Here is a 26,337-nt window from a genome sequence, read left to right as displayed (position 1 = left end):
GCGCTGGCATCATGCGCGCATGACCGATGCTCCGAACCTTCGCTGGGACGTACGCACCTTCGCGCAACTCGATGGCGGCACGCTTTACGCACTGCTGAAGCTGCGTTCGGAGGTGTTCGTCGTCGAACAGCAGTGCGTCTATCTCGATCCCGATGGCAAGGACGCACACCCGGACGTCGTGCACGTCATCGGTCGCGCCGACGACGGCAGCATCGCCGCGTACCTGCGCATCCTGCCGGCCGGCCTGAGCTATCCGCAGGTCAGCTTCGGCCGCGTGCTCACCGCGCCGGCCTGGCGCGGGCGAGGGCTCGGCGATCCGCTGGTGCGCATCGCGCTGGACGAAATCGAACGCCGCTGGCCCGGCAGCGACGTGCAGATCGGCGCGCAGGCGCATCTCGAGCACTACTACGCGCGGCATGGATTCGTGCGTAATTCCGATAACTACCTCGACGACGGCATCCCGCACATCGACATGTTGCGCGCCGCTGGAGCCACCCGATGATCGACACCCCCGACTACCGCGCCCTGCTCGCCACCGCCGTCGAAGAAGCCCGCAAGGGCCTCGCCGAAGGCGGCATCCCGATCGGCGCGGCGCTGTATCACGACGACGGACGCCTGCTCGGCTGCGGCCACAACCGCCGCATCCAGGAGAACGACCCGTCCGTGCACGGCGAAACCGACGCCTTCCGCAAGGCCGGTCGCCAGCGCCGTTACCGCGACACGATCATGGTCACCACGCTCGCGCCGTGCTGGTACTGCAGCGGGCTGGTGCGGCAGTTCAACATCGGCACCGTGGTGGTGGGCGAATCGGTGAACTTCCGCGGCGGCATCGACTGGCTGCGCGAGAACGGCGTCAAGGTGATGGATCTGGAAGACGCCGAATGCATCGGCATGCTGCGCGACTACATCGCCGCGAATCCGGCCGTGTGGAACGAGGACATCGGCGAGGATTGATCGCAACTCGATCACGCCGAAAACGAAAAAGGGAGGCGCCCGGCGCCTCCCACAACCAATTTATATAACGCCCCGGGGCTTGCGGCAAGCCGCGGCGCGTGGTGCAGCATCGCCGGCCTGTCGAACGGGCAGCCAAGCGGAGCGATGCACATGGGCGATAGCACGACCTACTACCACGGCACCAAGGCCGACCTCGCCATCGGCGCGCTGATCGAGCCCGGGCGCACGTCCAACTACGGAAAGCGCGCGCCGGCAAAGTTCGTGTACCTCAGCGCGACGCTCGATGCGGCCATCTGGGGCGCGGAACTGGCCGTCGGCGAAGGCCGCGGCCACGTCTACATCGTCGAGCCGACCGGGCCGATAGAGGACGATCCGAACCTCACCGACAAGCGCTTCCCCGGCAATCCCACAAAGTCGTACCGCTCGGCGCACCCGTTCCGCGTGGTCGGCGAGATCATCGGCTGGGAAGGCCACCCGCCCGAGCGCCTGGAGGAAATGCGCGCGCACCTGGAGACGCTCAGGCTCGCGGGCGTGGAAGCGATCGAGGAGTGATGCGGGCGGGTAGGCCGCGCCTCCCGTGCACTGCCGGCCGCGTCGTCTCGTCGCGGGAGACGGTGGCGTGATCAAGTGCGATGCGCGCAGCATCTCCAACCGACTTCCGGGCATCTCCATGACTTCGTTCCACGTCGACAGCCAACTCGTCTTCGCCTGGCAGGCCGCGCACTCCGTCGCGCGTGGCTCGCCGGCGCCGGTGCACCATCGCGGCGGCATTCGTGTCGATACGCGTTCGGAGACGGAAATCACGCGCTGGGTGTTCCCGCGGATGTGCGATGGCCTGCGCGAGATCGCGCAGGCCTTCTCGGCGCCACGCCACGTGCTGAAGCTGTGCGGCACCGACGAGGCGCTGCGAAGCGCGCTGCCCGATCGCTGGGAGATCCAGCCGACGAACCATTTCATGATCGCGACGGCGGCGCCCTTGGACTCAAGGCCGTTGGCGGACGGCTATCGGCTTGAACTTCATTGCGCCGGGCCCGTCACGCAGGCCAGCGTCCTCGCGCCCGATGGCGGCATCGCCGCTCACGGCACCGCGGCGCAGACGGGCGATGCCTTCATCTATGACCGCATCGAGACCTCGCCGGATCATCGCCGCAAAGGCCTGGGCATGGCCGTGATGGCCGCGCTCGGTTCGACGAAGGAATCGGCGACCACCCCGCAACTGCTGGTCGCCACGGCAGACGGGCGCGCTCTTTACGAGACGCTGGGCTGGACCGTGCTGACCCCCATCGCCGCTGCGGTCATTCCGGAACGCTGAGGGTCCGCAGCACGCTGGCCTGCCTTGGAAGGTCCGGCCGCCGCGGCCTTCAACCCCTCGACCGCGCGCGGCATCACAAGCAGGGCCCAACCTCTGCCACTGGCCTGCGGCCGCGGCCTTCGTCAGGATCCACGCATGCACGCCCACACCGGCTTCGAGACCCGCCATGACGCCTGCGACGTGCTGCGCACGCACCGGCACGACGGCGCGTACGCGGCGCTGGTGATCGACGGCAACCATGTCGAGGCGAGCGCCGACGGCCCGGTCGACTGCGTGCCCGGCACGCTGGTGCTGCATCCGCGCTGGCACGCGCACGGCAACCGCTTCGGCCGGCTGGGCGCGAAGGTGGTGAACCTCGATCTGGACGGCGATGCCGTCGGCGACACGTTGCGCGTGCTGCGTGTGCACGATGCGAAGGACGCGCTCGCGGTGTTCACGCGCGCGCCGCACCGGCTGCCGGAGCTGATCGCCGCGTGCGATGCCGCGCCGACGCCGACGCTGCAACCGTGGCAACGCACGTTCCTGCACGAGCTCGAACACGGCGAGCAGGACATCGCTTCGCTTGCGCGGGCGGCCGGCGTGTCGCTCGCACATGCCTCGCGCACGTTCGTGAAATCGCACGGCATGGCGCCGCAACTGCTGCGTCGCGAACTGCGCTGTCGTCGCGCGTTGCGCCTGCTGGTCGAAGGATGGCCGCTGGTCGAGATCGCCACGATCAGCGGATTCGCCGACCAGGCGCACCTCACGCGAACCCTGCGCGCAGCCACGGGCGCCCCACCCTCGCGGCTGCGCCGGAAGATCAAATCCGTTCAAGACGCCGCCTTGGCGACCGCGCTGCAATGAGCGCGAAGGCGGCCGCCGGCCGTCGCACGAACGGATTCCCCATGTCCCGCACGACGTTCCGCCTCGCCCCGCTGGTGTTCGCGCTCACCGCCGCGGTGTCGGCCGCACATGCCGCGCCGCCCGCGTCCACGCCGGCGGCCACCGCCGCGATCGCCGAATCGACCAACGCCATCCTGCAGGGCGACAGCCAGCGCGCGGTCACGGCGCTGCGCGCATCCCCGGCCGCCGGCTTCGTCGACAAGGACGCGGTCTATCGCGCCTGCATGCTCGCGCGCCACGGCAACGCGCCGGTGTTCGCCACCGATGCCATCGCAGACGACTTCGCCCGCCAGGTGCTGCACGACTACCAGGATTACTGGTGGCACGCGATGAAGGCGCCGCAGCAGCGCGCACAGCTTGAAGCAAAGCTGCTCGCGACGCTGCGCAAGCGCGTCGGTCCCGATGCGAACGACGTGAAGGACATGGACGCACTGGAGCCGATCCTGCAGGGGCAGCTGCTGGCGCACGGCTATCGCGCGCAGCTGGGCCTCACGCTGCCGCTGCGCGAGCTGATGATGTGGCGCAAGCAGGAAACGCGGCCGTGGAAGGTCGAGCTGCCCGAAGGCCCGTACACGGTGAAGGTCGAACTGCTCGACGACTGGGTGAGCCGCGGCTGGACCTCGTACGGTCGTTGCGAACGCGGCTCCGCCGGCGGCTGGGCGACGGCCGAAGCGCTGTACGCCGTCGTGCCGAGCTACACCGAGGGCTTGGACAGCGAAGCATTCCGCGTGGTGTTCCTCGGCCACGAAACGCAGCACTTCGCCGACCAGAACGCGTTCCCGGGCATGGCGTCGTGGGAGCTGGAATACCGCGCCAAGCTGGTCGAACTGGCGCAGGCGCGCGAAGTCAGCGCCAAGCGACTGGGCTCGTTCATCACCGCGCAGGGCGATGACCCCGATTCGCCGCACACCTACGCGAACAAGCGCGTGGTGGCCGACCTCACCGCGCGGCTGGGCGCGGCGCCGGACAAGGTGAGCATCGAGCGCCTGCAGCAGGCCGCGCGCGACCAGCTCGCGGAGGACACCGCACGTCGCAAGGCGGCGGCGCCGGGCGCGGAGGCTGTCGCGCGCTGAAGCCGCTGTGGCATGGTGGCGGCCCGCCCCACGGAAGCCGCCACCATGTCCGAACACCTCGCCTCGATCCGCTGGACCCGCAACGGCCAGCCGTTCGACTACGAACACTACCCGCGCGACCACGACGTGCGTTTCGAACGCGGGCAGCGCATCACCGGTTCGGCCGCGCCGGCGTACTTCGGCAGCGCGGATGGCGTGGATCCGGAAGAGATGCTGGTGGCCGCGCTCTCGTCGTGCCACATGCTGACGCTGCTGGCGATCGCGGCGAAGAAGGGCTTCACCATCGACGCCTACGAGGACGACGCCGTCGGCACGCTCGGCAAGAACGCGGAGGGTCGCGCGGCGGTCACGCACGTGACGTTGCGTCCGAAGATCACGTTCGCAGGCGATGCACCCGATGCGGCGGCGCTGGAGAAGCTGCACGAATCGGCGCACCGCAACTGCTTCATCGCCAGTTCGGTGAAGACGGAAGTGGTGGTGGAGCCGCGCTGAGGGGTCTGCGTTCCCTTCTCCCGTTCACGGGAGGAGGTGCCCCGGAGGGCGGATGAGGGCGCTGTTCCTGCTTCTGCAATTGCCTGCCCTCACCCCAACCCCTCTCCCGCAAACGGGAGAGGGGCGTCAGAGCAGTTACAGGATGTACCGGCTCAGATCCGGATCTTGCACCAGCTCGCCCAGGTGCGAATCCACGTAGGCGCGATCGATCTTCACCGACTGCCCATCGCGATCCGGCGCCTCGTAGCTCAGCACGTCCAGCAGGCGCTCCAGCACGGTGTGCAGGCGGCGCGCGCCAATGTTTTCCTGGCGCTCGTTCACCTGCGCGGCGATTTCGGCCAGGCGGTCCACCGCATCGGCCGTGAACTCCAGCCCGACGCCTTCAGTGCGCAGCAGTTCGACGTACTGCGTCGTCAGCGCGGCCTTGGGCTCGGTGAGGATGCGTACGAAATCGTCCTTGCTCAGCGCGGAAAGCTCCACGCGGATCGGGAAGCGACCCTGCAGTTCGGGAATCAGGTCGCTCGGCTTGGCAAGGTGGAACGCGCCGGACGCGATGAAGAGGATGTGGTCGGTCTTCACCGGGCCGTACTTCGTGCTCACGGTCGAGCCTTCCACCAGCGGCAGCAGGTCGCGCTGCACGCCTTCGCGGCTGACGTCGCCGCCGGTCACGCCGGCCTCGGAGCGCTTGGCGACCTTGTCGATCTCGTCGATGAAGACGATGCCGTGCTGCTCGCAGGCTTCGATCGCCGCCTCGCGCACCTCGTCCTCGTTGACGAGCTTGCCGGCTTCCTCTTCGGTCAGCTGCGTGCGTGCGGTGCGGATCGGCAGCGTCTTCTTGTGCGTCTTCGCGCCGGCCACCTGCGAGAACATCTGCCGCAGCTGCTGGCCCATCTCTTCCATGCCGGGCGGCGCCATGATGTCGACGCCGACGTTCACGGCGGTTTCGATTTCGATCTCGCGATCGTCCAGCGCACCGGTGCGCAGCTGCTTGCGAAGCTTCGCGCGGGTCTCGTTCTCCTGGGAAGACGGTTCGTCCTTCGCTTCCTCAGTGGCGTTGAAGCCGAACACGGTCGGCGCGCCCTGGCGGCGCGGCAGCAACGCGTCGAGGATGCGTTCTTCCGCACGCTCTTCGGCCTGCGTGCGCACGCGCTGCTTGGCCTGCTCGCGATACAGCTTGACCGCGGTGTCGGCGAGGTCGCGCACGATCTGCTCGACGTCCTTGCCGACGTAGCCGACCTCGGTGAAGCGCGTGGCTTCCACCTTCACGAACGGCGCGTTGGCCAGCGTCGCCAGCCGGCGCGCGATCTCGGTCTTGCCCACGCCGGTGGGGCCGATCATCAGGATGTTCTTGGGCATCACCTCGTTGCGCAGCTCGGCAGGCAGTTGCATGCGGCGCCAGCGGTTGCGAAGGGCGATGGCGACGGCGCGCTTGGCCGAATGCTGGCCGACGATGTGTCGGTCCAGCTCCTGCACGATCTCGCGCGGCGTCATGGTGGCGTTGGAAGTGTCGGGCTTGATGGGCATGTCGTTGTCGTCGTATCGGGGTCGTCCCTTCTCCCGCTTGCGGGAGAAGGTGCCCGGAGGGCGGATGAGGGCGTTAGGGCGTGAGGTACTTCTGCCCTCACCCCATCCCTCTCCCGCGAGCGGGAGAGGGGGCTGCTTTCAGAGCTCTTCCACCACCACGTTGCGGTTGGTGTAGATGCACACGTCGCCGGCGATGCCGATGGCCTCGGTGGCGATCGTGCGTGCGTCCAGCTGCGTGTGCGCGATCAGCGCGCGCGCCGCCGAGAGCGCGTACATGCCGCCGGAACCGATGGCGATGATGCCGTCCTCCGGTTCGATGACATCGCCGGTGCCGCTGATGATCAGCGAGGTTTCCTTGTCGGCGACGGCAAGCAGCGCTTCGAGCTTGCCCAGGCGGCGTTCGGTGCGCCAATCCTTGGCGAGCTCGACCGCGGCGCGCGTGAGCTGGCCATGCTTCTCGAGCTTGGCTTCGAACAGTTCGAAGAGGGTGAAGGCATCGGCGGCGGCGCCGGCGAAGCCGGCCAGCACCTGGCCATCGCGGCCGAGGCGACGCACCTTGCGTGCGTTGCCCTTCATCACGGTGTGGCCGAGGGTGACCTGTCCGTCGCCGGCGACGGCGACGTGGCCGTCGCGGCGAACCGAGACGATGGTCGTGGCGTGGAAAACGTTGGGGTTCTGACTCGGGTCCATGCGACCTCCGGGGGATTTCCCATCGGTGGGGGCACGGACGGGCCGGTTCAAGCCGGCGGGCGGCGATGCGGCGGCTCGATCGCGGGCCGGGGCGCTCGCCGAAACGGAATCCTTACACCCGGGATCGCCGCTAGCGGCTCAGGTTCAGCCCTGGCCGCCCTTCCGGCGCGCGCGCGGATGCGCGTCGTCGTACACCTTCGCCAGGTGCTGGTAGTCCAGGTGCGTGTAGATCTGGGTGGTTGCGATGTCGGCGTGGCCGAGCAGTTCCTGCACGCCGCGCAGGTCGCCGGACGATTCCAGGATGTGGCTGGCGAAGGAATGTCGCAGCAGATGCGGATGCACGCGCTTGAACAACCCCTGCTGCTGCGCAAGATGGCGCATGCGCAGCTGCACGGCGCGCGGCGTGATGGCCCCGCCGCCGCGACCGGGAAACACGTGCGCGTCGTTCGCCGCACCGGTGGACGCCCGCCACTCGGACAGCGCCGCGCGCGCGTGCGAACCCAGCGGCACGCTGCGCTGCTTGTTGCCCTTGCCGAGCACGTTCACCAGCGCGTCGCTCAGGTCCAGATCGCGCCAGCGCAGCGAACACAGCTCCGACAAGCGCAGGCCCGAGGAATAGAACAGTTCCAGCAGCGCGCGATCGCGCAGGCCCAGCGGCGCATCGGTGGGCACTTCGACCAGCGCCTTGGCTTCGTCGGGATCGAGCACCTGCGGCAATTTGCGCGGCGCTTTCGGCGAACGGATCGACGCGGCGGGGCTGGCCGCGATGCGCCCCTGCTTCACCAGCCACGCGTAGAAGCTGCGGCACGCCGACAGCCGGCGTTGCAGGCTTTTCGGCGACAGGCCGCGACGGTGCTCGGCGGCGACGAAGCCGCGCAGTTGTTCGTTGTGCAGCGATGCGGCGTCGCCGCCTTCCTGCCGCGCCCAGTGCGCGAGCGCCATCAGGTCGCGCCGGTACGCATCGAGCGTGTGCGCCGACATGCGGCGTTCGACCTGCAGGTGCGCGAGGTAATCCTCGATGTCGGCGACGCGTGGCTCGGGAATTTCCTGGGCATTCATCGTGGCTTGCCCTCACCCCGGCCCTCTTCCGTTTGCGGAAGAGGGGGAACCGCAGCGCGCAGCACGCGGTGCATCAGCCCTCGAAACGCTTCAGCGCCGTGGCGAGCGATTCGCCCATCATGCGCAGGAACAGCGTGCCCATGCCGGGGAAGAAACGGTTGGCATCGCGGCTGCCCACGGCGATCAGGCCCACGCCCGGCAGCGGCAGCAACGCGGTGGACTGGACTTCTTCGGCGCGCACGCCGTACAGCAGCGCGTGCTTTTCCGGCTGCAGGCGGCCGCACAGCGGTTCGCCATCGGCCAGGCAATCGCGGAACGGCTGCAGGCGCGCGTCGTCCTGCGCGATGACCTGCAACCACTCGGTGTCGTCCAGGTCGTCGACCGGCTTGAACACGACCAGGCGCACCAGGTCGCCGTTGAAATCCTCGGCGAGCGTCGCGGCCATCGCGCGCAGCGTGTCGGCGGCGGTGTCCTGCCGCATCAACGCGAGCGTGAGCTGGTGCGTGCGCACCGACAGACGCTCGTTCTCCTGCGCATTACCGAACAGTTCCTGCAGGCGGCGCGAGAGTTCGCGGTTCTTGTCGCGCAGCACTTCCAGCTGGTAGCTCGCGAGCGATGCCGCCGAGCCTTCCTCGCGCGGCACGACCAGCGTCACTGCGAGATCGGGAAACTGCTGCAGGAAGCGCGGATGCCGGCGCAGGAACGCGGCGACTTCATGGGCCCCGAGCTTTTCCTGGGTTTCATTCATGGTTCCACTCCCCTTCGAACACGAATGCGGTCGGCCCGGACATCGTCAGCGGCGCGTCGTCGGCCGGCCACGCGATGCGCAGCTCGCCGCCGGGCAGCGCGACGGTCACGTCGCGGTTCACGCGACCGCGGCGCATGAGCACCGCCGCCGCCGCGCACGCGCCGCTGCCACACGCCAGCGTTTCGCCGACGCCGCGCTCGTACACGCGCAGGCGGATGCGGTCGCGCGATTGCACCTGCGCGAAACCAACGTTGACCGACTCCGGAAACGCCGGATGCGCCTGCAGCATCGGTCCGACGGTCTCGACCGGCGCGTGGTCGATGTCGTCCACTTCGATCACCGCGTGCGGGTTGCCCATCGACACCGCGCCGAAGGTGAACACGGCATCGTTGTGGTACAGCACGTATTCGTCCTGCGCGCCTTCGAAGCCGTGCAGCGGGATGCTGTTGGGCGCGAAACGCGGCAAGCCCATTTCGATGCGGTAACGCCCGCCGTCCAGGCGCGTGACCGCGTGCGCGCCGACCGGGCTGTCGAGCACGAACTCGTCGCCGAGTGCCTCGCCGCGCGCCTGCGCATCGCGCACGATCCAGGCGGCGATGCAGCGCGCGCCGTTGCCGCACTGCTGCGACGACGAGCCGTCGGCGTTCCAGATGCGGTAACGCGCGGCGGCGCCGTCGGCGGCGCGTTCGACGGTAAGGATCTGGTCGCAGCCCACGCCGGTGTGGCGATCGGCCAGCGCGCGGCACAACGCGGCGCCGGGCTCGGCGGTGTCGGCACGCAGGTCGAGCACGACGAAGTCGTTGCCCGCGCCATGCATCTTGGTGAAACGCAGCGTCATCGTCGCAGTCCGTTACGGGATGTCGGTGTTTTCCGGGGGATCGCTGTCGCCCTCGTCCTTCAGGTCCGTCTCGGCGTCGCTGCCGCCGGCCTTGGGCGCCTGGTCGAGCGAATCGCTGGGATCGCCGATCTGCTGCGCGTCCTGCGCCGGCGGCGCATCGGACGGCATGACGACCTGCGGCACGGTCTTCGGCGGCAGGATCAACGGGCCCTTGTTGCCGCAAGCCGACAGGAGCAGTGGCAGGGCAAGAAAGGAAACGACAGGGGCGGAAAGTCGGACGGGATTCATGCCCGAAGTGTAGCCCGCGTGGCCCGGGATGGGACGTCAGGCGCCCGGCGGCGACGGCGGTTCCGGGCGGCGCCATAGCCAGATCGCGACGATGGTCATGATCGCGGTACCGGTCGCGGCCATCCACCAGCGCGGCGCGGTGAGGAACATGATCGCCGCGCAGGCGGCCATCATCGTCACCGCCAGGCGCTTGGCGCGGCGCGAGACTGCGCCGTGCGCCTGCCAGTCGCGGATCATCGGGCCGAATCGCGGGTCCGCCAGCAGGCGGTCGTGCAGCTTCTGCGAGCCGCGCGCGGCCGCGAACGCCGACAGCAGCACGAAGGGAACGGTGGGAAGGCCCGGCACCACGATCCCGACGATGCCGAGCGCGAGGCTGGCGTACGCGAGCAGCCACCAGGCCCAGCGGAAGCGGACCTTGCGGGGTGGCGGGGAGTCGGAGGATGTGGTCACGGGTGAATCATAGGAAGTCGGGCATCGCGAGTGCCGTCGCCATCGTGCTCCGACCCTCACCCCAACCCCTCTCCCGGAGGGAGAGGGGCTCAAGCGCTCGGCGCCTTGGAATCTACTTCGACGCCGCCGCCGCCGGCGTGGCAGGCACGCCGAGCTGGTCGAGCATGAAGGCGTACATCTCCGACAGCTCGCGGTAGCGGCGGAAACGGCCCGACTTGCCGCCGTGCCCGGCGTCCATGTTCGTGCGGAACACGATCGGCGCCTTGCCCTGGTCCAGGTCGCGCAGGCGCGCGACGTACTTGGCCGGCTCCCAGTACTGCACCTGCGAGTCCCACAGGCCGGTGCCGACGAACATCGCCGGATACGCCTGCTTCGACAAGTTGTCGTACGGCGAGTACGACAGCATGTAGTCGTAGTACTCCTTCTTTTCCGGATTGCCCCACTCGTCGTATTCGTTGGTCGTGAGCGGGATGGTCGGATCGAGCATCGTCGTGACCACGTCCACGAACGGCACCTGCGAGAGGATCACGCGGTACCGGTCGGGCGCCATGTTGGAGATCGCGCCCATCAGCAGGCCGCCGGCGCTGCCGCCGTACGCGGCGACGCGATCCTTCGCAGCAAAGCCCTGCTTGACCAGGTCGTCGGTGACGTCGATGAAGTCGGTGAAGGTGTTCTTCTTGTGGAAGAGCTTGCCGTCGTCGTACCACTTGCGGCCCATCTCCTGGCCGCCGCGGATGTGCGCGATCGCGTAGACCATGCCGCGATCGAGCAGGCTCACCACCGGCCCGTTGAAGCGCGGATCGGTCGAGCTGCCGTAGCTGCCGTAGGCGTACTGCAGCATCGCGGCCTTGCCGTCCTTCTGGAAGCCCTTCTTGTAGACCAGCGACACCGGCACCTTCACGCCGTCGCGCGCCGTCGCCCACACGCGTTCGGTGACGTATTTCTCCGGGTCGTAGCCGATCACCGGTTCGCGCTTGAGCAGCTTGCGCTCGCCGGTGAGCACGTTGACCTCATACGTCGTGCCCGGCGTGGTGAGCGAGGTGTAGCTGTAGCGCAGCCACGGCGTGTCGTGCTCGGAGTTGACCGACAGCCCCATCGAATACGCCGGCTCGTCGGCCTTCACGTACTCCTCGGCGCCGTCGTTCTTGAGCACGCGCAGGCGCTCCAGCGCGTCGGAGCGTTCGGCGATCGTGGTGAACCCGTCGAACAATTCGAAGCCTTCGATGAACACGTCGTCGCGGTGCGGCACCCACTCCTTCCACTGCTTGCGCGAGGTCGCGTCCGACGGCGCGGTCATCAGCTTGAAGTTCGCCGCGCCGCCTTCGTTGGTGCGGATCACCCAGCGGTCGCCGAGGTGGTCGGCCTGGTATTCGACGTCGCGTTCGCGCGGCGCGAGCACGGTGAACTTCTCCGGATTGGCCGCCGGCGCGCAGCGCATCTCGCTCGACACCGTGCTTTCCACGCCGATGCAGATGAACTTGTCGTCGCGCGAGCGGTCGATGCCCATGTAGAAGCTGTCGTCCTCCTCCTCGTACACCAGCACGTCCTTCGACGCGGGCGTGCCGAGCACGTGTTTCTTCACGCGCACGGTGAGCAGGGTTTCCGGATCGTTCTCGACGTAGAACAGGGTCTTGTTGTCGTCGGCCCAGACGAGGTTCGGCGAGACGCCGGTGATCTGGTCGGGGTAGACCTCGCCAGTCTCCAGGTTCTTGAAGCGGATGACGTACTGGCGACGGCCGACCGCGTCTTCGGCCCAGGCGAGGATCTTGTTGTCCTGGCTGACTTCCCAGTCGCCGACGCTGAAGTAGTCCTTGCCGGCGGCCATCTTGTTCACGTCGAGCAGCATCTGCTCGGCGGCGTCCATGGAACCGGCGCGGCGCGCGTAGATGGGGTAGTCCTGGCCGGTCTCGAAGCGGCTGTAATACCAGTGGCCGCGCTCGCGGTACGGCACGGAGCTGTCGTCCTGCTTGATGCGACCGACGATCTCCTCGTACAGCTTGTTTTCCAGCGGCTTCAGCGGCGCCATCACGGCGTCGGCGTAGGCGTTCTCGGCGTTGAGGTACGCCAGCATGTCGGCGTTCTTGCGCTTGTCGTCGCGCAGCCAGTAGTACTCGTCGTTGCGCTGCGCGCCGTGCGGCGCCTTCACGACGTGCGGCTTCTTGGCTGCGTCGGGCGGCGTGGCGGTGGCGGCGAGGGTCGGGGCGGTCGTGCTCATCAGGAGGGCCGAAAGCAGGAGGTGGGTCGGGTTCATGGATGGGGTCCGGTTGTGCGTTGGACAACGGCTCGAGTTTCAGCCCCTCCCCTGCTCGCAGGAGAGGGAGAACGCGTTACTTGCCGCCTAGTTCATTCCACAGGAACGTGAAGGCGAGCGCGCTCATGTGCGCGGCCTGGGCGTTGTTGGCCGAACCGCCGTGGCCGCCCTCGATGTTCTCGTAATAGCGCACGTCCTTGCCGGCGTCGAGCATCTTCGCCGCCATCTTGCGGGCGTGGCCGGGGTGCACGCGATCGTCGCGCGTGGAGGTCATGAACAGCGTCGGCGGATAGGTCTTCTTCGCATCGAACAGGTGGTACGGCGAGAAGGTGCGGATGAAATCCCAGTCGGCCGTGTCCGGATCGCCGTACTCGGCCATCCACGACGCACCGGCCAGCAGGTGGCTGTAGCGCTTCATGTCCAGCAGCGGCACCTGCACGACCACGGCGCCGAACAGCTCCGGATACTGCGTGAGCATGTTGCCGGTGAGCAGGCCGCCGTTGCTGCCGCCCTGGATGCCCAGGTGCTTCGTCGACGTCACCTTGCGCGCGATGAGGTCCTGCGCGACCGCCGCGAAGTCCTCGTAGGCCTTGTGGCGATTGGCCTTCAGCGCGGCCTGGTGCCAGCGGGGGCCGTATTCGCCGCCGCCGCGGATGTTGGCGACCGCGTACACACCGCCCTTCTCTAGCCAGCCCTTGCCGACGCTGCCGGAATACGCCGGCGTCAGCGAAATTTCAAAGCCGCCGTAGCCGTACAGCAACGTCGGCGCGGTGCCGTCGAGCTTCAGGTTCTTCGGACGCACGAGGAAATACGGCACGCGCGTGCCGTCCTTCGACGTCGCGAAGTGCTGCTCGATCACGTCCTTCGACGCATCGAAGAACACCGGCATCGTCTTGAGCACTTCGGGCTTGCTGCCGATCTGCGCCAGCGACAGCGTCGTCGGGGTCAGGTAATCGGTGGCGGTGAGCCACACGGCGTCGCTTTCGTCGGCATCGACCGCCGACACGCCGAGCGTGCCGAACGTCGGCGCGCCGGTGAAGTCGGTGCGCGTCCACTCGCCCGCCGCCGGCGTGAGCACGGTCAAACGGTTCTTCACGTCGTCAAGCACGTTGAGCACCAGGTGCGACTTCGTCCAGGTGTAGCCCGCCAGCGACGTGCGCTCGGTCGGCGTGAACAGCGCGGTGAACTCGCGCTTGCCTGCCATGAAGGCGTCGAAGTTCGTGGCGATCAGGCTGCCGGCCGGCCACGTCTTGCCGCCGGCCTCGTACGGTTCGCGAAGTTCGAGCAGCAGCCATTCGCGGTGCACGGACTTGCTGGCGGAGTTGGGGGCGTCGATCTTCTCCAGGGCACCCGACGCATCGCGCAGGTACAGCTCGTCGTTGTAGAACGCGAGCGTGCGGCTGACGAAATCGCGCTCGAAGCCCGGCGTGTGGTCGCGCAGCGCCGCGATGTACATGTCGGTGGGCTTGCCCTCGTACACCACGCGGGCCTGCCCGATCGGCGTGCCGCGCTTCCATTCCTTGACGATGCGCGGGTAGCCGGAGCTGGTCATCGACGACGCGCCATTCGGGGCGGGGCCGAAATCCGTGTAGACGTACACCGTGTCGCGATCTATCCAGCCGAGCGCGCCCTTGGCCTCGTCGCGGAAGAAGCCGTCCTTCACCCAGGCTTTCGTCGACAGGTCGAATTCGCGCGTGACGTCGGCGTCGGCGCCGCCGCGCGACAGCGCGATCAGGCAGCGCGAATAGTCAGGACGCAGGCAATCCACGCCGTGCCACACCCAGTTCTCGCCTTCGGCCTTGTTCAGGGCATCCAGGTCGATGACGGTTTCCCACTTCGGCGACGCCTTGCGGTACTCATCCAGCGTCGTGCGGCGCCACAGGCCGCGCTCGTGCTGCTTGTCCTTCCAGAAGTTGTAGTAGTAGTCGCCGATCTTCTCGACGCCGGGAATCTTGGCGTCGGAATCGAGGATGGCGCGGATGTCGGATTCAAGCTGCTTGAACTGCGGCGAGGTGGCCAGTTCGGATTCGGCCTGCGCGTTGTGCGCCCGGACCCAGTCGAGGGAACGCTCGGCGGTGACGTCTTCGAGCCAGGCGTAGGGATCGGCGGACACGGCGGGGGACTCCTTGGGTGCGGCGCCGGCCAGGGTCGCGGCCGCCAGGCCCGTGCACAACATCAGGGTCTGGCAGGCGATCGACAGCTTCGACATCGGCGCTCCGGGTGCATGGAATGGACCCGGAACGCTAGCACAGCGCGCGAAGGCCGCCGCCGTCGCCGGACGTCGCGCGGCTGTGCCGGAGCGGGCGTCCCGCTCAGGCGGCCTGCGAGTGGCGGCTGCGCGGCATCGACACGCGACGGCGACGCGCCTGCGCCCCGGCACGGCGGCGCATGCGGACGGGCGCGGCGGCTTCGTCGGCCTCGGGGGCCGGCATGCGGAAGCGGTGCAGCGCCCACCACGCGCACAGCGGCATCGCGACCAGCCACAGCGGCATCCAGCCGAAGGTCGGGCTGAAACCGCGCGCGGCCGGCAGCAGCGCGACGATCGCCACGCCGATGGCGACGGCATGGCGCATCAGGACGTCGAGGCCGGAATGGATGTCGGGACGGGTCTGCATGGCTCGGTCTCCGTTGGAATGGAGCCAGCCTGCGGGCGGGGCATCTCAGGGGCTGCGACGGCGTATTGGCCCCTCTCCCCACGGGAGAGGGGTTGGGGTGAGTGGCAACGCCGATACCCGATGCCTCGCTGCACACCGTCTTGAATACGAAGTGCGGAAATCCACGCAAGTACGAGCGCGGTCGCTCGCCCCGACCCTCACCCCAACCCTTATCACGACGGGAGAGCGGCCCGCCTCACCTTTCGTAATTGCTAAGCGCCAGCTGCAGCAAGGCGCGCGCCTGCTCGCGCAGCACGGGCGGTTCGACGATTTCCGCATCGCTGCCGTAATGCATGACGTCCATCAGCAGTTCGCGGCCGGCGCTGTAGGGAACCTTCAACTCGTACCGGCCATCGGGCAGGAAGCGCCCCTGCTGCTGCGAATGCCAGTGCTCGTCGGCCACCCAGCGCGCGGCCTTGGGCGTGAAGAGGATCGTCGCCCAGCCCTTGGGCGTGCCGGAAAAAATGCCGTAGCTGGAGGCCAGGTGCTTGTCGAGTTCCTCGTCGGGCACGTCGCGCGCGGCCGTCTCCGACAGCTTCGCCGCGCTGATGCGGTCCACCGCGAAGCTGCGCAGCGCCTCGCGGTTGTGGTCCCACGCGTCGAGATACCAGTTCTCGCGGTAATGCGTCAGGCGTTGCGGCGACACCGTTCGGCGCGTCTGCTCGTCGGTGGAGCGCGCGCGGTATTCGAAACTGAGCTGCTTGCGATCCAGTACCGCGGTGGCGACGGTCCGGAACGCGGTCTCGTCGAGACGGCGCGTGCGGTGCGGGATCACGCGCACGCGCTCGACCGGCACGCGACGTCCGCCGGCGTGTTCGTCGAGCAGCTTCTCGATGCGGTGCTGCAACGGCGCCAGCGCATTGGACAGCACGCCACCACCGCTGCGGACCAGCAACTGCTGCGCGGCGAGCAGCGAATGCAGCTCCTCGGAACTGAGCCACAGGCCGGGCAGTTCGAAGCGCTCGCCTTCGCTGTGGTCGTAGCGGAATCCCGCCTCGCCGTTGCCCACCACCGGCGCCATCAGGTAATCGCGCAGGTACGCCAGGTCGCGGTAGACCGTGGCCCGCGAGCATTCCAGGTCCTCCTGGAGCCGCTGCACCGTGACCGGATAGCGCGCGGCACTGAGGATGCGGTGGAGGGCGTGGATGCGTTCGATGCGTTCCATGGGTCGCGGTCGAGGAAGCGGAGGGAAAGGATCGCACCGCGCCATGGCGGCCGCCAGCGGCAAGGGTGCGTCGGGCCCGCTGAACCGGGCGACTACGATACTGCGGTCACGTTTGCACGCCGCGTGAGGGACGCGCCGCGCGGCATCGCAGGCCGGGAACATCGGCGAACGCACGCGCAAAACACCGTCACGCCGTGCAATACCTGCAGCGCAGTGGGAACACGGGCTGTGTCGTCCCGTGCCGCGCGCAGGCACAATGACCGGATGCGCCAGCCCGAGCCAGCCATCGACACCTCGCCCAGCATCGGCGACGAGGTGAAGACCACCACCTGCTACATGTGCGCGTGCCGTTGCGGCATCAAGGTGTGGCTCAAGGACGGGCAGATCCGCTACATCCAGGGCAATCCGGACCACCCGGTGAACCAGGGCGTGCTGTGCGCCAAGGGTTCGGCCGGGATCATGCAGCACTACTCGCCGGCGCGACTGGACAAGCCGCTACTGCGCGTGGGCGGGCGCGGTTCGGGCGAATTCCGCGAGATCGAATGGGACGAGGCGTTGGACATCGCCACGTCCTGGCTGAAGCCGATCCGCGAACGCAATCCCGACGAGCTGGCCTTCTTCACCGGTCGCGACCAGTCGCAGGCGCTCACCGGCTGGTGGGCGCAGCAGTTCGGCACCGTGAACTACGCCGCGCACGGCGGTTTCTGCTCGGTGAACATGGCCGCCGCGGGGCTCTATACCGTCGGCGGCAGCTTCTGGGAATTCGGCGAACCCGACTGGGACCACACGCAGTACCTGATGCTGTGGGGCGTGGCCGAAGACCACGACTCCAATCCGATCAAGCTCGGGCTGGGCAAGCTCAAGGCGCGCGGCGCGAAGATCGTCGCGGTCAACCCGGTGCGCTCCGGTTATGGCGCGATCGCGGACGAATGGATCGGCATCCGCCCGGGCACCGACGGCCTGTTCGCCTTCGCGCTGATCCACGAGCTGCTCAACGCCGACCGCATCGACCTGGATTACCTGGTGCGCTACACCAACGCGCACTGGCTGGTCGTCGACGATCCGGGCGGCGCGGAAGACGGCCTGTTCGCACGCGACCTGGAAGGGCATCCGCTGTGCGCGATCGACTCGCATCGCTTCGCGCGCGCCAACGATACCGGCATCGCGCCGCGCGTGGTCGGCGAATACACGCTGCGCGATGGCCGTCGCGCGGTGCCGGCGTTCCATCTGGTTGCGCAGCGTTACCTCGATCCGCAGTACTCGCCCGATGCGGTGAGCGAGCGCTGCGGCATTCCGGCCGACACGATCCGCCGCATCGCGCGCGAACTGGCCGAAGCCGCGTTCGATCGCGCGTTCAAGTTGCCCATCGCGTGGACCGATGCGTGGGGTCGCGAACACGATTCGATGCAGGGTCGCCCGGTGTCGATGCATGCGATGCGCGGGATCAGCGCGCACAGCAACGGCTTCCACACGTGCCGCGCGCTGCACGTGCTGCAGATGCTGCTCGGCGCGGTGGATGCGCCGGGTTCATTCCGCTACCAGCCGCCGTTCCCCAAGCCGCTGCCGCCCCCCAATCGCCCCGGCAAGGCGCGCCAGGCCAATGGCGTGCTCGACGCCGCCCCGCTGGGATTCGTGCACGGGCCCGAAGACCTCGTCGTCGACGAGGCCGGCGCGCCGCGCCGCATCGACCACGCGTTCTCGTGGGCGTATCCGTTGTCGGCGCACGGGATGATGCACACCGTCATCCGCAACGCGTGGGCGGGCGATCCCTACCCCATCGACACACTCATGATGTTCATGGCGAACATGAGCTGGAATTCGTCAATGAACACCGCGCAGACCATCGCGTGGCTCACCGACAAACGCGACGATGGCGTGTACCGCATTCCGCGCATCATCTATGCCGATGCGTACGCCTCCGAGATGGTCGCCTACGCCGACCTCGTCCTGCCCGACACGACGTACCTGGAACGCTTCGACGCGATCAGCCTGCTCGACCGGCCGATTTCGGACGCCGACGGCGCAGCGGACGCCATTCGCCATCCGGTGCTCGACTCGGCGAAACAGCGCGAAGGCCGTGATGTTCGCGGCTTCCAGTCGGTGCTGATCGACCTGGGCGCGCGCATCGGCCTGCCCGGCCTCACGAACGAGGACGGATCGCCGAAGTACCGCGATTACGCCGACTACATCGTCCGCCATGAACGCGCGCCGGGCGTCGGCCTGCTCGCCGGCTGGCGCGGTGCGCATGGGGAAGTCGAGGCGAAGGGGCAGCCCAATCCGCAGCAGCTGCAGCGCTACATCGACAACGGCGGCTTCTGGCGAAGCGAAGTTCCCGAGGACGCGCGCTATTTCAAGATGGCCAACCGCGGCTATCTCGATTGGGCGCAGAAGATGGGCTTCCTGGGCCACGCCGACCCGATCGTGCTGCAGCTCTACTCGGAAACGATCCAGAAATTCCGCCTCGCCGCGCAGGGCCACGGCGCGGTACAGCCGCCGGACGAACACCGCGAGCGCGTGGCGACGTACTTCGATCCCCTGCCGACGTGGTACGAGCCCTTCGAGGGCGGCCAGACCACGCGCGAGGATTTCCCCCTCAGCGCCGTCACGCAGCGTCCGATGTTCATGTACCACGCCTGGGGTTCGCAGAATGCGTGGCTACGGCAGATCGCGACGCGCAACTGGCTGTACCTGCATCCGGACACCGCGGCCCGCCACGGCATTAGTGACGAAGACTGGATCGAGGTCACCTCGCACCACGGCACGATCACGGTGCAGGCGAAGTTCGCCGCGAACGTGCAGCCCGACACCGTCTGGACGTGGAATGCCATCGGCAAGCGCCGCGGCGCGTGGAAGCTGGGCAAGGACGCGCCGGAAGGCCGCGAGGGTTTCCTGCTGAACCACCTGATTTCCGACATCACCCCGCGCGGCGATTACGCCAACGCCGACCCCGTGACCGGGCAGGCGGCGTGGTTCGACCTGCGCGTGCGCATCGCGCGCTCTGCGCCGAAGGACGGCGCGGTGAGGGAAAGCTCGCCGCAGTTCGCGCCGCTGGCGATGGGCGAAGCGGACGACGCGCCGCTGCGCTACGGCGCGCAATTCCGTGCGAAGCGCGAAGGAACCTCGTCATGAAATCCATCCGACTCTTCGCCGGCTGGCTGTGCATCGTGCTCGGCTTCGCGGTGATGATCCTCATCAGCTTCGGTGTGTTCGATCCGATCGCCCCGGCCGAAACGGGCACGTCGATCGTGCCGGTGCTGATCGGCATGCTGCCGAGCGTGACCTTCGGCATCGCCCTGTTCGCGATCGGCGTCTGGCTGATCAGTTCCCGCAAACGCTGAAGATTCCGATGACCGACCTGCCGCCGCCGTCGAAGAAGAAACTCGGGCTCGTCATCGACCTGGACACCTGCGTGGGCTGCCATGCCTGCGCGGTGAGTTGCAAGGAATGGAACGCCGGCGGATTCGCCGCGCCGCTGACCGACGAGAAGCCGTACGGCAAGGACCCGTCGGGCGTGTGGTTCAACCGCGTGCACAGCTACGAGGTCGCCGCGACCGAAGGTTATGCGTCCAGCCCGATGCCGCAGCCGGCGATGACGCTGCACTTCCCGCGTTCGTGCCTGCATTGCGAAACGCCCGCGTGCGTGACCGTGTGCCCGACCGGCGCCAGCTACAAGCGCGCCGAGGACGGCATCGTGCTGGTCGACGAGGACAAGTGCATCGGCTGCAAGCTGTGCTCGTGGGCCTGCCCGTACGGCGCGCGCGAGTACAGCGAAGTCGAAGGCGTGATGAAGAAATGCACGCTGTGCGTCGACCGCATCTACAACGAGAACCTCGCCGAATCAGAACGCCAGCCGGCCTGCGTGCAGGCCTGCCCGACGCGCGCGCGGCATTTCGGCGACCTCGGCGATCCGGAATCGAAGGTGTCAAAGCTCGTGGCCGAGCGCGGCGGCGTCGACCTGCTGCCGCAGCTGGGCTACCAGCCCGTGAACAAATACCTGCCGCCGCGTCCGCGTCGCACCGGCGAAACCACCGCCGCCGCGCCCGCGCAGGACGAAACCCTCGACACCGCCGCGCTGCCGCCGATGCTGCGCTGGCTCGACCGCGTACTCAGCCGCTGAGTCCTCTCGCATGCATCCTGCGTTTTCCGTCATCGCCTTCACCACGCTCTCCGGCGCAGGCTACGGCCTGCTGCTGTGGGCCGGTGGCCTGATCCTGCTGCCGGCGCTGCAGGGCCGCGCGCCCGCCAACGGCACGACCATCCTGCTGTGGGGCGTGCTGCTCATGCTCGGCCTCGTGCTCACCACCGCCGGTCTGCTCAGTTCGATGCTGCACCTGGGCAAGCCCGGCCGTGCGTGGCGCGCCTTTTCGCAGTGGCGCACGTCGTGGCTCTCGCGCGAAGGCGTGTTCGCCGTGGCGACGGCGCTGGTCGTGGTCGCGATGCTGGCCGTGCTCGGGCTCGGCATTGCCGGGGCATTGCCGCAATCGCTGTGGATCGCGATGCCGTTGCTGGCCGCGATCATGGCGCTGCTGTCGCTGTGCACGATCGCCAGCACCGCGATGATCTACGCCTCGTTGAAGCCCATTCCCGCGTGGCGTCATCCGCTGGTGCTGCCGGCGTACTTCGTCTTCGCGGTGCTCACCGGCTGGCTGGTGCTGATGGCGCTGGTGAACTGGGCCGCGCTGTCGGACGAGGCGCTCGGCGTGATCCTGCTGGTGACCTTCGCGCTGGCGATCGTCGCCGGCGTGCTCAAGCTCCTGTACTGGTATCGCATCGACCGCCAGCCGCTGGGCGCCACGCGCGGCGAGGCCGTCGGCCTGCCCGGACGCGATGTCGACGTGTTCGAACGCCCGAACACGCAGGCCAACTACATCAACAAGGAAATGGGCTACGTGCTCGCGCGCAAGCATGCGCGGCCGTTGCGCTTCATCGCGCTGGTGCTGTTCGCGGTGGTACCGATGGTGGCGTCGTGGTTCGCGTGGGCGAATCCCGCGCTGGCCGGCCCCGTGTTCACCCTCGGGGCCCTTCTGGCGCTGGCCGGAACGCTGGTCGAACGCTGGCTGTTTTTCGCCCAGGCCCGGCACCTGGTGACGCTTTACTACTGAAGTCCCTGAACGAAAACGGATTTTCGGACGCGTCCGATTTGCCTGTAACCGTTTCCATGGGCAACATGGACACTTCCCCGTTCCCCATTCACGACGATGCTCGGTGTGCTCGGGCTCGCCCTGCTCGGCGGCCCCTTCGTGACATTGCCGATGCCGGTCACCCCCGGCGACCCGACGCTGATGGCCATCGCGAGCGATCCGGCGCAGATGCGGCTGTACTGCTTTTCCACGCGCTGCGGCGATGAGGAGTGGCAGGTCGCGATGGCGGCACCCATGCCGGTGGAGTCCAACGGCGACGCGCGGCACCGCACGCTGCGCCTGCCTGGCAGCCAGAGCTACACGTCGCTCAGCGCGCCAGCCACGCCGCGCGACAGCAAGGCGTCGTACTCCAACGACTTCCGCATCGGCGCGCGCTACGGCATGCAGGTGATGCGCGACGGCCCGACGCAGGTCGGCCTGACGCTCGGCGCCGGCTACCGCCTCGCGCCGCTGTACGACGACGGCATCAACCAGGCGGGCCCGGTGCTGCGCGGCGAACTCAACCTCGGCCAGAAAGTCGGCGAACGCGCCACGTGGACGCAGCGCGTGCAGTTCGAAAGCGGACGCGGCGAGGCCTTCGTCAAGCAGTCGATGAGCTTCGACGTGAACCTCGCGCCGAACTGGACGCTGGAAAGCGACTTCGCGATCCGCCACGACACGCAGAGCGGCGGCGGCAAGGAAACGGCGGAAAGCAGCATCGAGCTGCGTCGGCGGTTCTAGCAGGGCGGTTCCAGCAGGAGCGGTCAGCCCGCCTGGTCGGGACTGCCGCCAAAGACCGCAAGCAGCAGCAACACCAGCGCGATCGCGGCGATCAGCGCGTGCGCGATCACCAGCCACGCCGGCAGCAGTCGCTGCCGCCATTTGTACGCCAGGCTCATGATGGCCCCGCCGCCCGCGGCCAGCAGGAACAGCACGAGCGCGAACAACACCGTCGGGGGCACCGCCTGCGTGCACAGCGCGTAGATCACCAGCGTGAGGCCGGAGGCCGCCAGCAGGCCGTGTCCCATCGCGAGCCATGCGGGTGGATTGTGCTTGGTCGCGAACCGGATCGCCGCCATGAGCAGGCCGCCGAGCGCGGTCATCGCGAAGAGGATCGATGCGGTCTGGAGCATGTCCGACTCCGGATCAGGACCGCGCACAGGCTAGGTCGCGCCCGGTGAGGCGGCCGTGTCGGCGATGTCGATGCGTCGTCACGACGCGAGCCCGCCGCCACCGTGCGGGGCCGCTTGCAGGGCCGGCGAGCCGTCTCAGTGCGAAGCGGCGATGAGGTCGCCCGCGCCCTGCGCGAGCAGTTGTGCGGCGACGTCCTTTCCGAGCGCCTCGGGCGCATCGCCCTGGCCTTCGCCTTCGGCACGGATGATTGCACCATCGCTCGCCGAACCGACCAGGCCCGACAGGTGCAGTCGCCCGTTGTCCAATTGCGCGAACGCTGCCACCGGCACGTGGCAGCTGCCGTGCAGCGCGCGGTTCATGGCGCGCTCGGCCTCGGCGCAGGTGCGCGTGGCGGCATCGTCCAGGCGCTCACACAGCTCGCGCGTGGCGAAGTCGTCGTCGCGGCATTCGATGGCCACCGCGCCCTGCGCCGGCGCGGGCAACCACTGCGGCGCCTGCAGCCGATCGCGGATGCGGTCGTCGAAACCCAGGCGCTGCAATCCCGCGCAGGCCAGGACGATCGCGTCGTATTCGCCCGCATCGAGCTTCGCCAGCCGCGTGTTGACGTTGCCTCGAAGGTCGGCGAGTTGCAGGTCCGGACGCAGCGCGCGCAACTGGGCCTGGCGTCGCAGCGACGACGTGCCGACGCGCGCACCTTGCGGAAGTCCGGCGATGTTGGCGTAGCGGTTGCTGACGAAGGCGTCGGCGTAGTCGGCGCGCGCGAGGATCGCCGGCAGCGTGAAGCCCGGCTCCAGTTCCATCGGCACGTCCTTCAGCGAATGCACGGCGCAGTCGGCGTCGCCGCGGAGCATCGCCAGCTCCAGTTCCTTCAGGAACAACCCCTTGCCGCCGATCGCCGCGAGCGAGCGGTCGAGCACCTCGTCGCCGCGCGTGCTCATCGGCACCAGTTCCACCGTCAGGCCGGGATGCGTCGCGCGAAGGCGGTCGGCGACGTGCTCGCTCTGCCAGAGGGCGAGCGGGCTCTTTCGGGTGGCGATGCGCAGCGTCTTCATCGCGACATTATCGCGGAAAGGCGCCGCAGCCGTTTTGCCATGGATCAGAGGTGCTTGAGCGTTTCCTTCAACCCCGCCACGCACCGCCGGCTGACTTCCAGCGGCGCCTTGCCATGGCGGAGCACGGCCTGCACGTGGCCGTCGGGCGCGCGGCGCAGCTCGACGATCTCGTGCCGCGCGACCAGGCAGTTGCGGTGGATGCGCACGAAACGCTCGCCGAATTCGTCTTCCAGCGACTTCAGCGATTCCTCGATCAGGTCCTCGCCGCGCGCGTGGTGCACGACGACGTACTTCTCCTCGGCGTGCAGGTAGTGCACGTCCTCGATCGGGATCAGCCGCAGGCTGCCGCGCAGGCGTGCGCACAGGTGGCTGCGTCGCTGTCCGACGGGGCCGGCGCCATTGCCGTCGCCGTTCTTCTCGCGACCGGCGGCGAAGGTGCGCACGCGCTCCAGCGCGGCGGCCAGGCGTTCGGCGCGCACGGGCTTGACGAGGTAATCGATCGCCTCGGCCTCGAAGGCCGACAGCGCGTGCGCGTCGTACGCGGTGCAGAACACCACGGCCGGGCGTGGGTCGAATGCGGCGAGGTGGCGCGCGGCTTCCAGCCCGTCGATGCCCGGCATCGCGATGTCCAGCAGCACCAGGTCGGGACGGTGTTCGGCGCAGGCGTGCAGCGCGTTCTGGCCGTCGGCCGCCTCGGCGACGACCTCCACGCCACGCTGTTCGGCGAGCAGCCCACGCAGGCGCTCGCGCGCCAGCGGTTCGTCATCGGCGATCACTACCCTCATCGGCGCGTCCATCCCCAGGCCGGCAGAGCCGTTCAGGGGGAGGATAGCCCCGGGCGGGGCCGGCTTACCAATCGTCGGGACGCTCAGCCCGCAAAACGGCGCGACAGCCAGTCGCCCAGGTCGCGGATCTCCTCCGCGCAGACCTGGTGGGCCATCGGGTAGTCGTGCCATTCCAGGTCGAAGCCCATGGCCTTCATGGCTTGAGAACTGCGCAAGCCGATCGCCGCCGGCACCACGGGGTCGAACTGCCCGTGCGCCATGAACAGCGGCTGCGACGTCGCGGCCGCCTGCAGCGCCGCGGCCGCCTGCGCGGGAGCTTCCGGCAGGTAGGTCGACAATCCGGCCAGCCCGGCGAGCGGAACGCGACGGCGCAGCCCCGCCGACAGCGTGATCGCCCCGCCCTGCGAGAAGCCGACCAGCACGATGCGTTCGGCCGGAATGCCGCGCTCGTTCTCGCGCGCGATCAGCGCCTCGACCTGCGCCACCGATTCGGCGACGCCGGTCTCGTCGGCGCGATTGCGGTTGGCGTCGGTGTGCAGCGCGTCGAAATCGAAATGCACGATGTCGTACCACGCGCGCATGCGCATGCCGTTGTTGATCGTCACCGGGCGCACCGGCGCGTGCGGGAAGACGAAACGCAGCGCCGGCCATTCGCGCCGCACCAGTTCGGGGACGATCGGCGCGAAGTCGTGGCCGTCGGCGCCCAGGCCGTGCAGCCAGAGCACGGTCCACGTCGGCGACGGGCCGGTTTCGAATTCGACGGTTTCCAGCAGCGGGGCGGTGGTGTTCATGCCCGCATTGTCGCCGCTGCGCCGTGGCGCGCCAATCAGGTGTTCGGATCCGGCGGCAGGCGGAAGGTGACGGTGCGCGTGGTGGTCACGCGGCGCGAAGTCGCTTCGAACTGCCAGCGCGCGGCGGCGGCGAGCGCGGCCTGCTCGAACAGGCCCTCCGGCTGCGCCGACACGGCGCGCGCGTCGGTGACGCGGCCGTCGGGCTGGATGGTGAAGGCGACCTGCACGCTCCCTTCGATGCGGCGATTGCGCGCGGCCAGCGGATAGCGCGGCGCGGCGTCCTGGAGCAGGCGCGGCAAGGCAGTCGGCGCCGGCTCGGTGCGCGCGACCGGCGCGGGCGGCGCGGCTTCCTTCGGCGTCACGGGCTCGGGCGTTGCGGGCGGCGGCGTCGCGATCGTCGCCATCGGCGCGGGCGTGACGGTCGCTACCGGCAGGCTCGTCCGGGCGGGGGTCGGCGGCGCGGTGGGCATCACCTGCACCGGTGTCGCCAGCGCAGGCTTCGCGGCATCGGCGATGCGCGCGCCTTCCTCGCGATCGGCGCGTTCCTGCGCCACGCGCAGCGATTCGCGAAGACGCGGCAACGCCGGCGCGTGCGCGTCCATGCGCGCGAGCAGGCCGACCAGGCGGCGCGCTTCGTCCAGCTGCTGCTGCGCGAGCGCCTGCTCCGTGGCGATCAGCACGTACGGCTGCATCTCGCCCAGCGCGGCGGCGACGCCGGGATCGGATTCGCGTTCGCGCAATGCGAGGTAGTACTCGACCGCGTTGTCGCCGGCCGGCGTGTGCAGGCGCTGGTCGCGCAGCGCGGCTTCGGCACGCGCGCGCAGCGGCTGCGTTTCCATCTGTTCGAGCACGGGCGCGGGCAGCGCTTCGGATCCCGCGGCCGAGACCTCCTGCGCCGCGGGCGCCCGCGCGCCCTCGCATCCGGCCAGCGCCAGCATCAGCAAACCCGCACCCGCCAGACCCGCGAACCGCATTGCACGTTCCCCTGCGAAAAGCCGGCACAGGCTAGGCAGCGCATGTGACGGCTTCGCGGCAATGCGCAATTGTGTTTCGCGGCGTCCGCCGCGTACCCTGC

Annotated in this window: 28 protein-coding genes and 1 pseudogene; 12 read left to right on the top strand and 17 right to left on the bottom strand. The window is 68.7% G+C overall.

All coding sequences use genetic code 11. From position 1 onward, the window contains the following. Window positions 1-19: 19 nt before the first annotated feature. The 7 genes from GOY17_RS02180 to GOY17_RS02150 all read left to right on the top strand — a co-directional run bounded on the left by GOY17_RS02180 (window position 20) and on the right by GOY17_RS02150 (window position 4,713). Window positions 20-502: a GNAT family N-acetyltransferase gene (locus GOY17_RS02180; protein WP_157031570.1), complete on the top strand. Its 483-nt coding sequence runs from the start codon at window positions 20-22 to the stop codon at window positions 500-502. After that, complete coding sequence (locus GOY17_RS02175) at window positions 499-954, top strand: nucleoside deaminase (protein WP_157029111.1); 456 nt, start codon at window positions 499-501, stop codon at window positions 952-954. The genes GOY17_RS02180 and GOY17_RS02175 overlap by 4 nt, the downstream gene beginning before the upstream one ends. Before the next feature lie 150 nt (window positions 955-1,104). Then, complete coding sequence (gene arr / locus GOY17_RS02170) at window positions 1,105-1,506, top strand: NAD(+)--rifampin ADP-ribosyltransferase (protein WP_198173782.1); 402 nt, start codon at window positions 1,105-1,107, stop codon at window positions 1,504-1,506. 118 nt (window positions 1,507-1,624) lie between these two features. Further along, window positions 1,625-2,266 (top strand): GNAT family N-acetyltransferase, encoded by a 642-nt coding sequence (locus GOY17_RS02165; protein WP_157029109.1) that lies wholly within the window; start codon window positions 1,625-1,627, stop codon window positions 2,264-2,266. Between the two features lie 135 nt (window positions 2,267-2,401). Then, on the top strand, window positions 2,402-3,109 hold the full coding sequence (locus GOY17_RS02160) for a helix-turn-helix domain-containing protein (protein WP_157029107.1): 708 nt from the start codon (window positions 2,402-2,404) through the stop codon (window positions 3,107-3,109). Between the two features lie 41 nt (window positions 3,110-3,150). Next, on the top strand, window positions 3,151-4,221 hold the full coding sequence (locus GOY17_RS02155; RefSeq protein WP_157029105.1) for a hypothetical protein: 1,071 nt from the start codon (window positions 3,151-3,153) through the stop codon (window positions 4,219-4,221). A gap of 45 nt (window positions 4,222-4,266) precedes the next feature. Next, on the top strand, window positions 4,267-4,713 hold the full coding sequence (locus GOY17_RS02150; RefSeq protein ID WP_157029103.1) for an OsmC family protein: 447 nt from the start codon (window positions 4,267-4,269) through the stop codon (window positions 4,711-4,713). Between the two features lie 135 nt (window positions 4,714-4,848). Here GOY17_RS02150 and hslU read toward each other — a convergent pair whose 3' ends face one another. From hslU to GOY17_RS02095, 12 genes and pseudogenes are all read right to left on the bottom strand, one after another. Beyond that, window positions 4,849-6,237 carry an ATP-dependent protease ATPase subunit HslU gene (hslU, locus tag GOY17_RS02145; protein ID WP_269750038.1) on the bottom strand — a complete coding sequence of 463 codons (1,389 nt, stop codon included), beginning with the start codon at window positions 6,235-6,237 and terminating at the stop codon, window positions 4,849-4,851. 138 nt (window positions 6,238-6,375) lie between these two features. Next, window positions 6,376-6,927: an ATP-dependent protease subunit HslV gene (gene hslV, locus GOY17_RS02140; protein WP_115841153.1), complete on the bottom strand. Its 552-nt coding sequence runs from the start codon at window positions 6,925-6,927 to the stop codon at window positions 6,376-6,378. A gap of 144 nt (window positions 6,928-7,071) precedes the next feature. Continuing rightward, window positions 7,072-7,986 (bottom strand): tyrosine recombinase XerC, encoded by a 915-nt coding sequence (gene xerC, locus GOY17_RS02135; RefSeq protein ID WP_157029101.1) that lies wholly within the window; start codon window positions 7,984-7,986, stop codon window positions 7,072-7,074. Between the two features lie 73 nt (window positions 7,987-8,059). Further along, complete coding sequence (locus GOY17_RS02130) at window positions 8,060-8,734, bottom strand: DUF484 family protein (RefSeq protein ID WP_157029099.1); 675 nt, start codon at window positions 8,732-8,734, stop codon at window positions 8,060-8,062. Beyond that, the gene (dapF, locus tag GOY17_RS02125; protein ID WP_157029097.1) at window positions 8,727-9,572 is read right to left on the bottom strand and encodes a diaminopimelate epimerase; all 846 of its coding nucleotides are present in this window, start codon (window positions 9,570-9,572) and stop codon (window positions 8,727-8,729) included. The genes GOY17_RS02130 and dapF overlap by 8 nt, the downstream gene beginning before the upstream one ends. A 12-nt stretch (window positions 9,573-9,584) precedes the next feature. Further along, complete coding sequence (locus tag GOY17_RS02120; RefSeq protein WP_157029095.1) at window positions 9,585-9,776, bottom strand: hypothetical protein; 192 nt, start codon at window positions 9,774-9,776, stop codon at window positions 9,585-9,587. 18 nt (window positions 9,777-9,794) lie between these two features. After that, a pseudogene (locus GOY17_RS18885) lies at window positions 9,795-9,860 on the bottom strand (hypothetical protein); the annotation flags it as partial. 36 nt (window positions 9,861-9,896) lie between these two features. After that, window positions 9,897-10,310, bottom strand: a complete 414-nt coding sequence (locus tag GOY17_RS02115; RefSeq protein ID WP_157029093.1) for a YbaN family protein — start codon at window positions 10,308-10,310, stop codon at window positions 9,897-9,899. A gap of 112 nt (window positions 10,311-10,422) precedes the next feature. Next, window positions 10,423-12,561, bottom strand: a complete 2,139-nt coding sequence (locus tag GOY17_RS02110; protein ID WP_232338506.1) for a S9 family peptidase — start codon at window positions 12,559-12,561, stop codon at window positions 10,423-10,425. Window positions 12,562-12,637: 76 nt separating this feature from the next. After that, the gene (locus GOY17_RS02105) at window positions 12,638-14,770 is read right to left on the bottom strand and encodes a prolyl oligopeptidase family serine peptidase (protein ID WP_157029091.1); all 2,133 of its coding nucleotides are present in this window, start codon (window positions 14,768-14,770) and stop codon (window positions 12,638-12,640) included. Between the two features lie 103 nt (window positions 14,771-14,873). Further along, window positions 14,874-15,176, bottom strand: a complete 303-nt coding sequence (locus GOY17_RS02100) for a hypothetical protein (protein ID WP_157029090.1) — start codon at window positions 15,174-15,176, stop codon at window positions 14,874-14,876. 235 nt (window positions 15,177-15,411) lie between these two features. Next, the gene (locus tag GOY17_RS02095; RefSeq protein WP_115841145.1) at window positions 15,412-16,380 is read right to left on the bottom strand and encodes a helix-turn-helix transcriptional regulator; all 969 of its coding nucleotides are present in this window, start codon (window positions 16,378-16,380) and stop codon (window positions 15,412-15,414) included. A gap of 264 nt (window positions 16,381-16,644) precedes the next feature. Here GOY17_RS02095 and GOY17_RS02090 point away from each other — a divergent pair, with 264 nt between their 5' ends. From GOY17_RS02090 to GOY17_RS02070, 5 genes are all read left to right on the top strand, one after another. Beyond that, the gene (locus tag GOY17_RS02090) at window positions 16,645-19,509 is read left to right on the top strand and encodes a molybdopterin oxidoreductase family protein (protein WP_157029089.1); all 2,865 of its coding nucleotides are present in this window, start codon (window positions 16,645-16,647) and stop codon (window positions 19,507-19,509) included. Next, on the top strand, window positions 19,506-19,718 hold the full coding sequence (locus tag GOY17_RS02085; protein WP_157029088.1) for a hypothetical protein: 213 nt from the start codon (window positions 19,506-19,508) through the stop codon (window positions 19,716-19,718). The genes GOY17_RS02090 and GOY17_RS02085 overlap by 4 nt, the downstream gene beginning before the upstream one ends. Before the next feature lie 8 nt (window positions 19,719-19,726). Beyond that, window positions 19,727-20,497, top strand: coding sequence for a 4Fe-4S dicluster domain-containing protein (locus GOY17_RS02080; protein WP_157029087.1), 771 nt, complete (start codon window positions 19,727-19,729; stop codon window positions 20,495-20,497). A gap of 10 nt (window positions 20,498-20,507) precedes the next feature. Then, window positions 20,508-21,482: a dimethyl sulfoxide reductase anchor subunit family protein gene (locus tag GOY17_RS02075; protein WP_157029086.1), complete on the top strand. Its 975-nt coding sequence runs from the start codon at window positions 20,508-20,510 to the stop codon at window positions 21,480-21,482. Between the two features lie 96 nt (window positions 21,483-21,578). Next, the gene (locus tag GOY17_RS02070) at window positions 21,579-22,241 is read left to right on the top strand and encodes a DUF481 domain-containing protein (RefSeq protein ID WP_115841140.1); all 663 of its coding nucleotides are present in this window, start codon (window positions 21,579-21,581) and stop codon (window positions 22,239-22,241) included. Window positions 22,242-22,264: 23 nt separating this feature from the next. On the opposite strand, the gene GOY17_RS02065 is transcribed toward GOY17_RS02070, so the two are convergent. The 5 genes from GOY17_RS02065 to GOY17_RS02045 all read right to left on the bottom strand — a co-directional run bounded on the left by GOY17_RS02065 (window position 22,265) and on the right by GOY17_RS02045 (window position 26,236). Then, window positions 22,265-22,633 carry a hypothetical protein gene (locus GOY17_RS02065; RefSeq protein ID WP_157029085.1) on the bottom strand — a complete coding sequence of 123 codons (369 nt, stop codon included), beginning with the start codon at window positions 22,631-22,633 and terminating at the stop codon, window positions 22,265-22,267. 135 nt (window positions 22,634-22,768) lie between these two features. Next, the gene (hemC, locus tag GOY17_RS02060; RefSeq protein ID WP_157029084.1) at window positions 22,769-23,686 is read right to left on the bottom strand and encodes a hydroxymethylbilane synthase; all 918 of its coding nucleotides are present in this window, start codon (window positions 23,684-23,686) and stop codon (window positions 22,769-22,771) included. A gap of 44 nt (window positions 23,687-23,730) precedes the next feature. Then, window positions 23,731-24,471: a LytR/AlgR family response regulator transcription factor gene (locus tag GOY17_RS02055; protein WP_115841478.1), complete on the bottom strand. Its 741-nt coding sequence runs from the start codon at window positions 24,469-24,471 to the stop codon at window positions 23,731-23,733. Between the two features lie 83 nt (window positions 24,472-24,554). Beyond that, window positions 24,555-25,262, bottom strand: a complete 708-nt coding sequence (locus GOY17_RS02050; protein WP_157029083.1) for an alpha/beta hydrolase — start codon at window positions 25,260-25,262, stop codon at window positions 24,555-24,557. A gap of 35 nt (window positions 25,263-25,297) precedes the next feature. After that, window positions 25,298-26,236 carry an energy transducer TonB gene (locus GOY17_RS02045; RefSeq protein ID WP_157029082.1) on the bottom strand — a complete coding sequence of 313 codons (939 nt, stop codon included), beginning with the start codon at window positions 26,234-26,236 and terminating at the stop codon, window positions 25,298-25,300. Window positions 26,237-26,337 lie beyond the last annotated feature (101 nt).

The sequence above is a fragment of the Lysobacter soli genome (assembly GCF_009755585.1).
GTDB lineage: Bacteria > Pseudomonadota > Gammaproteobacteria > Xanthomonadales > Xanthomonadaceae > Lysobacter_J > Lysobacter_J soli.
This window is presented reverse-complemented; position numbering and strand designations above follow the sequence as displayed.